At 67.5% G+C, this 9,248-nt stretch carries 1 protein-coding gene and 1 pseudogene; one reads left to right on the top strand and one right to left on the bottom strand.

Annotated elements, in window-relative coordinates; genetic code table 11:
* Positions 1 to 11: 11 nt before the first annotated feature.
* A pseudogene (locus E1288_RS45255) lies at positions 12 to 7,889 on the top strand (amino acid adenylation domain-containing protein); the annotation flags it as partial.
* On the opposite strand, the gene E1288_RS45250 reads toward E1288_RS45255, so the two are convergent.
* The gene (locus E1288_RS45250; RefSeq protein ID WP_235884271.1) at positions 7,879 to 9,087 is read right to left on the bottom strand and encodes a cytochrome P450; all 1,209 of its coding nucleotides are present in this window, start codon (positions 9,085 to 9,087) and stop codon (positions 7,879 to 7,881) included. The pseudogene E1288_RS45255 and the gene E1288_RS45250 sit on opposite strands and share 11 nt — an antisense overlap.
* Between the last annotated feature and the right edge of the window lie 161 nt (positions 9,088 to 9,248).

Genomic DNA, 9,248 nt, shown 5'->3' with positions numbered 1-9,248 from the left:
TTTAAGAGACAGGGTATTGGGGTCGTGGGGGTTTGTCGGGGGAGCGGTTTGTGGCGGATCCGTTTGGTGGTGTGGGTTCGCGGATGTATCGGACTGGGGATTTGGTGCGGTGGAATCGTGATGGTGTGTTGGAGTTTGTGGGGCGTGTTGATGATCAGGTGAAGGTTCGGGGTTTTCGGGTTGAGTTGGGTGAGGTGGAGGGTGTGTTGGCCGGGTGTCCTGGGGTGGGGCAGGCGGCGGTGGTGGTGCGTGAGGATGTGCCGGGCGACAGGCGTTTGGTTGGGTATGTGGTGGGTTCGGGTGTGGAGGGGTCGCGGGTTCGGGAGTTTGTGCGTGGTCGGTTGCCGGAGTTCATGGTTCCGGTTGTGGTGGTGGTGTTGGATGAGTTGCCGGTGACGGTGAATGGGAAGTTGGATCGTAGGGCTCTTCCGGTTCCTGAGTTCGTGGGGCGGGTTTTGTCGCGGGGGCCGCGGGATTTTGTTGAGGAAGTTTTGTGTGGTGTGTTCGCTGAGGTTTTGGGTGTTGGTCGTGTTGGTGTGGATGATGGTTTTTTTGATTTGGGTGGTCATTCGTTGTTGGCGACGCGGTTGGTGTCGCGGGTTCGTGGGGTGTTGGGTGTCGAGCTGGGTGTGAGTGATGTGTTTGATGCTCCGACGGTGGCGTTGTTGTCGCGGCGGGTGTCGGGTGCGGGGCGGGCGCGTGGTGGTGTGGTGCGGGTGGAGTGTCGTCCTGATCGTTTGCCGTTGTCGTTTGCGCAGCGGCGTTTGTGGTTTTTGCATTGTTTGGAGGGGCCGTCGGCGACGTACAACATTCCGTTGGTGGTGCGGTTGGTGGGTGAGGTTGATGAGGCGGCGTTGGTTGGGGCGTTGCGGGATGTGGTGGTGCGGCATGAGAGTTTGCGGACTGTTTTTGGTGAGGTCGATGGTGTGCCTTGTCAGGAGGTGTTGGGTCCGGAGGGTTTGGATCGGGTGTGGCCGGGTGTGATTGTTAGTTCTGTGGATCGTGGGCGGTTGGATGGGGAGGTCGCTCGGGCGGTGCGGTATCCGTTTGAGTTGGGTGGTGAGTTGCCGGTTCGGGCGGAGTTGTTGGTGCTCTCGGGTGGTGAACGGGTGTTGGTGCTGGTGTTGCATCATATTGCCGCGGATGGGTGGTCGTTGGAGCCGTTGTGGCGGGATTTCGCTGATGCTTATGTTGCGCGGCGGGATGGTGGTGCGCCGGTGTGGGAGTCGTTGCCGGTGCAGTATGCGGATTACACTTTGTGGCAGCGGGATCTTCTCGGGGATGAGGATGATCCGGAAAGTGTTGTTTCCCGACAGCTCGGCTTTTGGCAGCAGGAACTGGCCGGTGCTCCGGAACAACTCCAACTGCCCACCGACCGACCGCATCCGACGGTTGCATCGCACCGTGGCGAGACATTGGTCGTCGAATGGTCACCAGACCTCCACGCCCGATTGCTCCACGTGGCGAGTGCTTGCGACGCAAGCTTGTTCATGGTGCTGCACGCCGGATTGGCCGCGCTGCTGACCAGGCTCAACGTCGGCGAGGACGTGGTGATCGGCTCCGTCGTCGCAGGCCGTACCGACGAGGCGTTGGACGATCTCGTCGGATTCTTCGTCAACACCCTCGTGCTCCGGGTGGACACCTCCGGCGATCCCACCTTCCGCGAACTCGTCCGCCGCGTCCGGGACACCGACCTGGCGGCGTACGAGAACCAGGACGTTCCCTTCGAGCATCTCGTCGACGTGCTCAAGCCGACCAGGACCTTGACCCACCACCCGCTGTTCCAGGTGATGCTCACGCAGCAGAACGCGCCGCGCACCGAGTTGAGCCTCCCCGGCGCGCGCGGTCGACTGTTGCCGGTGAATGTCGGCGCGGCCCGGGTGGATTTGCTTGTCAGCGTCGACGAAGGCGTGCACTTCGAAAGCAGCCGGACGGGTCTCGCGCTGACGGTCGAGTACAACACCGACATCTTCGACCGATCCACTGTGGAGTCCCTGCTGTCCCGGTTCCGCAGGCAGCTGGAGACCGCGGTCGATGAGCTCGATCGGAGCATCGGCAGCTTCGACGTGGTGGATGCCGCCGAACGGCGCCAACTGTTGACCTCGTGGAACGACGCGGCGATCCCACTGCCGTCGTCGCTGGTGCTGCCGGACCTGTTCGAGCAGCAGGTGGCGCGAACGCCGGACGCGGTGGCGCTGGTGTTCGAAGGTGCGGAGTTGACCTATCGGGACCTGAATGCGCGCTCGAACCAGCTCGCCCGGCATCTGGTCGAGCTGGGCGTGGGACCTGAACAGGTGGTGGGGCTGGCCATACCCCGCTCGGTGGAGATGGTGGTCGCGGTCCTCGCCGTGTTGAAGGCCGGTGGCGCCTACCTGCCGATCGACCCGGCATATCCGGCCGATCGGATCGAGTTCATGCTCGCCGACGCCCGGCCTGCGGTGGTGTTGACGTCCTCGGCGGTGCGCGCCGCGCTGCCGAGGACCGACGCGACTTGCCTGCTGGTCGACGACCTGGCGGGCCAGGGGCGTTCGATGGAGAACGTCGCGGACTCCGAGCGACCGGCGCCGCTGCTGCCGCTGCACCCCGCCTACATGATCTACACGTCCGGTTCGACCGGCGTGCCGAAGGGAGTCGTCGGCCTGCACGCGGGTCTTGCGAACCGATGGCGGTGGTTCAGCGAGCGGTATCCGCAGTGGCGGTCGTCAACGGTCCTCGCGCGGAGCTCGCTGAGTTTCCTGGACAGCGCCACCGAACTGCTCGGCACGATGTTGCACGGGGGCAAGGTCGTGCTGGCCGGGGACGACGTCCTGCGGGATCCCAGCGGCCTGGTGCGCCTGGTCGCGGAGCACGGGGTCGAGCGGGTGACGGTGGTGCCGAGCTTGCTGCGGGTGCTGCTGGACGACGCCTACTCCAGGTCGTTGGCGTCCGTCCGATGTTGGGTTACCAGCGGTGAAGCCCTGCCCCGCGCTCTCGTCGAGCGCCATGCGGAAGTCCTGCCGGATTCGCTGCTGCTCAACCTGTACGGCTCCTCCGAGGCCAGCGCGGACAGCTTGTTCTGGGAAGCCGGGGACGGCCCGGTCCGGGTCGGCCGCCCGGTCGCGAACAGCCGGGTCTACGTGCTGGAGGGCCGCATGCGCCTGGTGCCACCGGGTGTGGTGGGGGAGTTGTACGTCGCGGGCGTGGGTTTGGCGCGGGGGTACCGGGGTCGTGCGGGGCTGACCGCCGACCGGTTCGTGGCGGACCCGTTCGGCCCGGCTGGGTCTCGGATGTTCCGGACTGGGGACTTGGTTCGGTGGAACCACCAGGGCGAACTGGAGTACCTGGGGCGCGCAGACGACCAGGTGAAGGTTCGGGGCTTCCGGATCGAACCTGGCGAGATCGAGAACAGGCTGACCGAGCATGCGGGGATCGCCGAAGCCGCGGTGGTGGTGCGGGAGGACCAGCCGGGCGACAGGCGGCTGGTCGCGTACGTCGTGCCCAGTTCGGGCGATGAGCCGGACGTCGGCCAGGTTCGGGATTTCGTCCGCGCGAAGCTGCCGGAGTTTATGGTCCCGGCCGCCGTGGTGGTGTTGGATGAGTTGCCGATGACGGCGAGCGGAAAGCTGAACCGGAAATCACTGCCGAAACCGGACTTCGCGAAGTCCGCTGCGGGGCGCGGCCCGCGGACACCGCTCGAAGCGGAACTGTGCGGTCTGTTCGGCCAGGTGCTCGACGTCGCAACGGTCGGGGTGGACGACAACTTCTTCGACCTGGGCGGCGACAGCATCTCCTCCGTACAACTGGTCAGCCGGGCCAAGGCGGCCGGGATACCGATGACCGTGCAAGACGTGTTCCAGCACAAATCCGTGGCCGCGTTGGCTCGGGCAGCCGCGCCGCAGGATCCGTCGGTGCCCCCGGCAGCGGAACCGCAACCGCTCCTGGTCGACCTGACCGCGGACGAGATCGCCCGGGTGCAGGCCGAGCACTCGCGGCCCGGCGAGCGCGAGGCAGCCCAGATCCTGCCGGTCACACCGCTGCAGGAAGGGTTGCTCTTCCACGCGCTGTACGACGAGCACAACTCCGACGACTACGTGGTCCAGCTGTCCCTGGAGCTGGCCGGGTCGTTGGATCCCGAGGCACTGCGCAATGCCGCGGAAGCACTGCTGCGGCGCCACCCGAATCTCCGCGCCGCCTTCTGGTGCGACGACGTCGAACGCCCGGTCCAGGTCGTGCCTGGTTCCGTGGCGTTGCCCTGGCAGGAAATCGACCTCCGGCACCTCGCTGCCGACGAGCGGCGGGCCGAGTCGGCGCGGCTCCTGGATGCGGAGCGGTCGCACCGGTTCGACCCGGCTGCGCCCCCGCTCCTGCGGTTCACGCTGATCCGCCTCGGCGAACAGTCCCACCTCCTGGCGCTCACCAACCACCACCTCCTGCTGGACGGCTGGTCGATGCCCGTGCTGCTGCGCGATCTGTTCCACCTCTACGAGCACGGCGAAGAGGACGGGCTGCCGCCGGCCACCCCGTACCGGGATTTCCTGGCGTGGCAAGCCGCGCAGGACAGACCGGCGGCGGCAGCCGCGTGGCGGCAGATGCTGCGCGGACTGGAGGCGCCGACCCGCATCGCGCCGAACGCGGAGGTCGTTCGAGCGCAGCCGCGACGTCACCAGGTCACGTTCGAACTGCCGCCGGAGCTGACCGAATCGATGACGGCCCTCGCACGGCGCCGCGGCTGGACGCTCAACACGTTCGTCCGCGGCGCGTGGGCACTGCTGTTGGGGCAGTTGACCGGCAGCGACGACGTGGTCTTCGGTGCCACCGTCGCCGGACGGCCACCGGAGTTGCCGGGCATCGAGGGCATGGTCGGCCTGTTCGTCAACACCCTGCCGGTCCGCGTCCGCATCAAGGCGGGCGAATCCGTTTCCGCGCTGCTCTCCAGGATGCAGGAAGACCAGCTGCGGATGACGCGGCACGAACACCTGGGACTCAGCGACATCCACCGGCTGACCGGACACAGTGGACTCTTCGACAGCCTGGTCCTGTTCGAGAACTTCCCGGTCGATCCGACCATGCTCGACTCGATGGGTGGGTTGCGGGTTGCTGACGCGCACAGCCACACCACCACGCACTACCCGCTCAGCCTCGTCGTGCAGGGGCGGCGCTTGGAACTGCGCTTGGACTACCGGTCGGACGTCTTCGACCGACCGGCGATCGAGGTCTTGCTGGTCCGGCTCCACGCGCTGTTGCGGATGGTGGCCGACGACCCGGATCGGGATGTTGCGGACATCGATGTGCTCACCGCGGCCGAAAGGGAACGGTTGTTGGTCGAGTGCAACGCCACCGAGGCGGACCTGCAACCGGAGTCGTCGGTGTGCGCGTTGTTCGAGGCCCAGGCCGGCAAGTCCGCGAGCGCCGAGGCGGTCGTGTCCGGCATGGCGAGGCTGACCTACGCGGAGCTGAACTCGCGCGCGAATCGGCTCGCCCGCCACCTCATCGGCCTGGGCGCGGGCCCGGAGCGCGTGGTCGCCCTGGCGATGCCGCGCTCGGCGGAGATGGTGGTCGCCCTGCTGGCCGTGCTGAAGACCGGTGGCGCCTACCTGCCGATCGACCCGGCCCATCCTGGGGAACGCATCGGGCACGTGCTCGACAACGCCGACCCGGCGATCGTGTTGACCACCGCTGACACGGCCCGACGACTGCCCGGGGTTTCCCGACCGCTGGTCGTGCTGGACGACGGCGAGGTACGGGACTCGCTCTACCGGCTACCGGCAACGGACCTCACCGACGCGGACCGCCCGGCTGCCCCACACCCGCTGCACCCCGCATACGTCATCTACACGTCCGGGTCCAGCGGGAAGCCCAAGGGCGTGGTCGTCCCCGAGCTGGCCCTGCGGAACCTGCTGCTCGGCATGGGCGAGGCGTTGCGGCTCGACGAGTCGGACCGCTGGCTGGCGGTCACAACGCTCGCGTTCGACATCGCCGCCCTGGAACTGCTCGGCCCGCTCCTGGCCGGCGCCACCGTCGTGGTCGCCGACGACGGGACGGTTCGCGATCCGGCGCTGCTGACCACCCTGATCGAGCAGGAAGAAGTCTCGATCGTGCAGGCCACGCCCTCGTTGTGGCGAGGACTGATCGGTTTCTGCGGCGCGAATTTCGAGAACCTCACGATGTTGTCCGGTGGCGAACCACTGCCCGCCGAGCTCCTCGCCGAAATGCATGCGACCGGCGGTCGAGTCGTGAACGTCTACGGCCCGACGGAGACGACCATCTGGTCGACGTTGGCCTGGTGCGACGACGCGCGACCGCCATCGATCGGTGGCCCGATCGCCAACACGCGGGTGTATGTGCTGGATCGCTGGTTGCGGCCGACCCCGCCGGGCGTGATCGGGGAGCTTTACGTGGGCGGCACGGGATTGGCGCGCGGTTACTGGGCCCGCCCGGGACTCACCGCGGAACGGTTCGTGGCGAACCCCTTCACCAAGCCGGGAGATCCGGTGGGTAGCCGGATGTACCGGACCGGGGACCTCGTGCGGTGGAACCATGACGGCGAACTGGAGTACATGGTGCGGGCCGACGACCAGGTGAAGGTGCGGGGCTTCCGCATCGAGCCCGGCGAAATCGAGAACACCCTTGCCGCGCATCCCGGAATCGCCCGGGCCGCAGTGGTCGTCCGCGAGGATCGGCCGGGCGACAAACGACTGGTGGCGTTCGTGGTGCCCGCCGCGGGGGCCCAGGTCGACGGTGACGAGGTCCGGCGGTTCGCGCGCGAGTTCTTGCCGGAGTACATGGTGCCGGCCGCCGTGGTGGCGTTGGAGGAGTTGCCGGTCACGGCGAACGGCAAGTTGGACCGCAAAGCGCTGCCGGCACCCACGTTCACCGGCGGTGGCCGGTCGAGGCCGCCGCGCACCCGCACCGAAGTGCTCCTGTGCGACCTGTTCGCCCAAGTACTGGGCGTCGAGCGTGTCGGCGTCGACGACAATTTCTTCGACCTAGGCGGGCATTCCCTGCTCGCCACCCGGCTGGTGTCCCGCATCCGCAAGGACTTCGACGTGGCTTTGGGCGTGGGGGCGCTCTTCGAGGCGCCGACAGCGGCGGACCTGAGCCGCCGGCTGGATTCGGGAGACATCGGTAGCGGCCTGGACGTTCTCCTGCCGCTGCGCACGACCGGCAGCCGCCGGCCGCTGTTCTGCGTCCACCCGGCCGGCGGGATCAGCTGGCCGTACGCCGGGCTGCTTCCGCACCTCGACCCCGAACAACCGGTGTACGGCCTGCAAGCCCGGGATCTGACCGAAGATCGTTCCGGTCCAATCGGCGTCGAGGAAATGGCGTCCGATTACCTGGCGCGCATCCGAGCCGTGCAGCCGACTGGACCGTACCGGTTCCTCGGCTGGTCGTTCGGCGGCATCATCGCGCACGCCGTCGCCACGATGATCCAGGACGAAGGCGGCGAGGTCGAACTGCTCGCGTTGCTCGATTCGTTCCCGGCGCCGACCGACCAGCGAGAACTGCCGCCACCCGCAGCGGACCGCGATGTCCGCGACATGTTCATCGACGTCATCGGCGCGGACGAATCGGCCGCGTTCGTCCTCGACGAACAGATCCTCGACCGCCTTTGCCGGAGCCACGCGCGGCACGAGCGAGCCATCAGGCAGTACCGTCCCGGCCGGTTCCACGGTGACCTGTTGTTGTTCGTCGCCGTCGGCGAACGGGGAGGCGGTGCGCCCGAGCCGTGGCGTGCTCGGCAAGCGTGGATCCCGTGCGTCAACGGTCAGATCGAGGTTCACGAGATCGACAGCGAACACGACTACCTGATGAAACCCGAGGCGCTGTCCCAAATCGGGCCGGTCGTGGCGAGTCGACTCGATGGGTTGTTTCGGCAAGAGGCCGACCTGATCGACCTGATCACCAAGTGATCGGCAGCTTGTTGATCCCCTGGATCGTGGTCGCGGCCCGCACCGGCAACTCCCGTACGTCGTCGACGGCGAGCGACAGCGTGGGCAGCCGTTCCAGCAGGACGGACAGCGCGATCTCCAGCTCCGCCCGCGCCAGGTTCTGGCCGAGGCACTGGTGCACGCCGAAGCCGAACCCGACGTGATGCCGCGCTTCCCGCCGGATGTCGAAGGTGTCCGGGTCGGCGAAGGCGTGCGGATCCCGGTTGGCCAGCGCGTTCGGCACGATCACGCCGTCGCCGGCCCTGATCAGCCGGCCGTCGACCTCGATGTCGTCGACGGCGACTCGCACACCGGCGAGGTCCGCGACCGAGAGGTAGCGCAGCAGCTCCTCCACCGCGGACGGCATCGCGCTCGGATCGGACCGCAGGATGGCGAGCTGCTCGGGGTGCTCCAGCAGGGTGAGGACGCTCAGCGAGATCATCGACGCCGTGGTCTCGTGTCCGGCGACCAGCAGGAACTCGGCCATCGCCACGACGTCTTCGCGGTCCAGCTCGCCCCTGGCGAGGCGCTCGGTGACCAGTCGGCTGATCAGGCCGGGGCCCGGCTCGCCCTGCCGTGCGGTGACCAGCCCGTCGAGGTACTCGACCATTTCGCCGCGCGCGGCGGCGATGTCCTCCGGGTCGGCGCTTTCCGCCATGCGCTGGCCGACGTCCCGGAAGAAGTCGTGGTCGTCGAACGGCACGCCGAGCACCTCGCAGATGACCATCGACGGCACTGGCAGGGCGAACGTCGGCACCAGGTCGGCCGGCGGTCCGGCGTCGACCAGGTCGTCGGCGAATCGACGCGCGATCCGCTCCAGGGCAGGGCGCAATTCGCGGACTCGCTTCACGGTGAATTCCTTGAGCACCATCCGGCGGTACACGCCGTGCTCCGGCGGGTCCATCGCCACGAGCGGCAGCCGCGGTTGTTGCTCGCGAACCGCTTCGAAGCGGGCGGATAGGAGCGGAAAGCCCGGATGGGTCCGGTCGGCGGAAAGGCGGTGGTCGGCCAACAGTCGGCGGGCCGTGTCGTAACGCGTGACGACCCACGCCATCGCGCCGTCGTACTGCTCGACCCGGCACAGCGGGCCGCGCTGCTGAAATTCGCGGTACGTGCTCGGCGGCTGGTAGGGGCAGGTGCGCGCTTCGGGGAAGGTGGATGTGGAATCGGCTTCGGTCACTGTTTTCTCCAGCGATCTCCGGAATCGGAAATGGTCTGTTGAGTGCGGGGACTTGGCGCCTTCCCGGTGGGTCGATGTGAATGGGAAATGCGACGGGGTTGGGACTTCGCACGGAGGTTCCGAAACCCGTGTCGGTTGCGGGAGGGGGGGCTGTCTCTTAT

The sequence above is a fragment of the Saccharopolyspora elongata genome, assembly GCF_004348985.1.
Taxonomy (GTDB): Bacteria; Actinomycetota; Actinomycetes; order Mycobacteriales; family Pseudonocardiaceae; genus Saccharopolyspora; species Saccharopolyspora elongata.
This window is presented reverse-complemented; position numbering and strand designations above follow the sequence as displayed.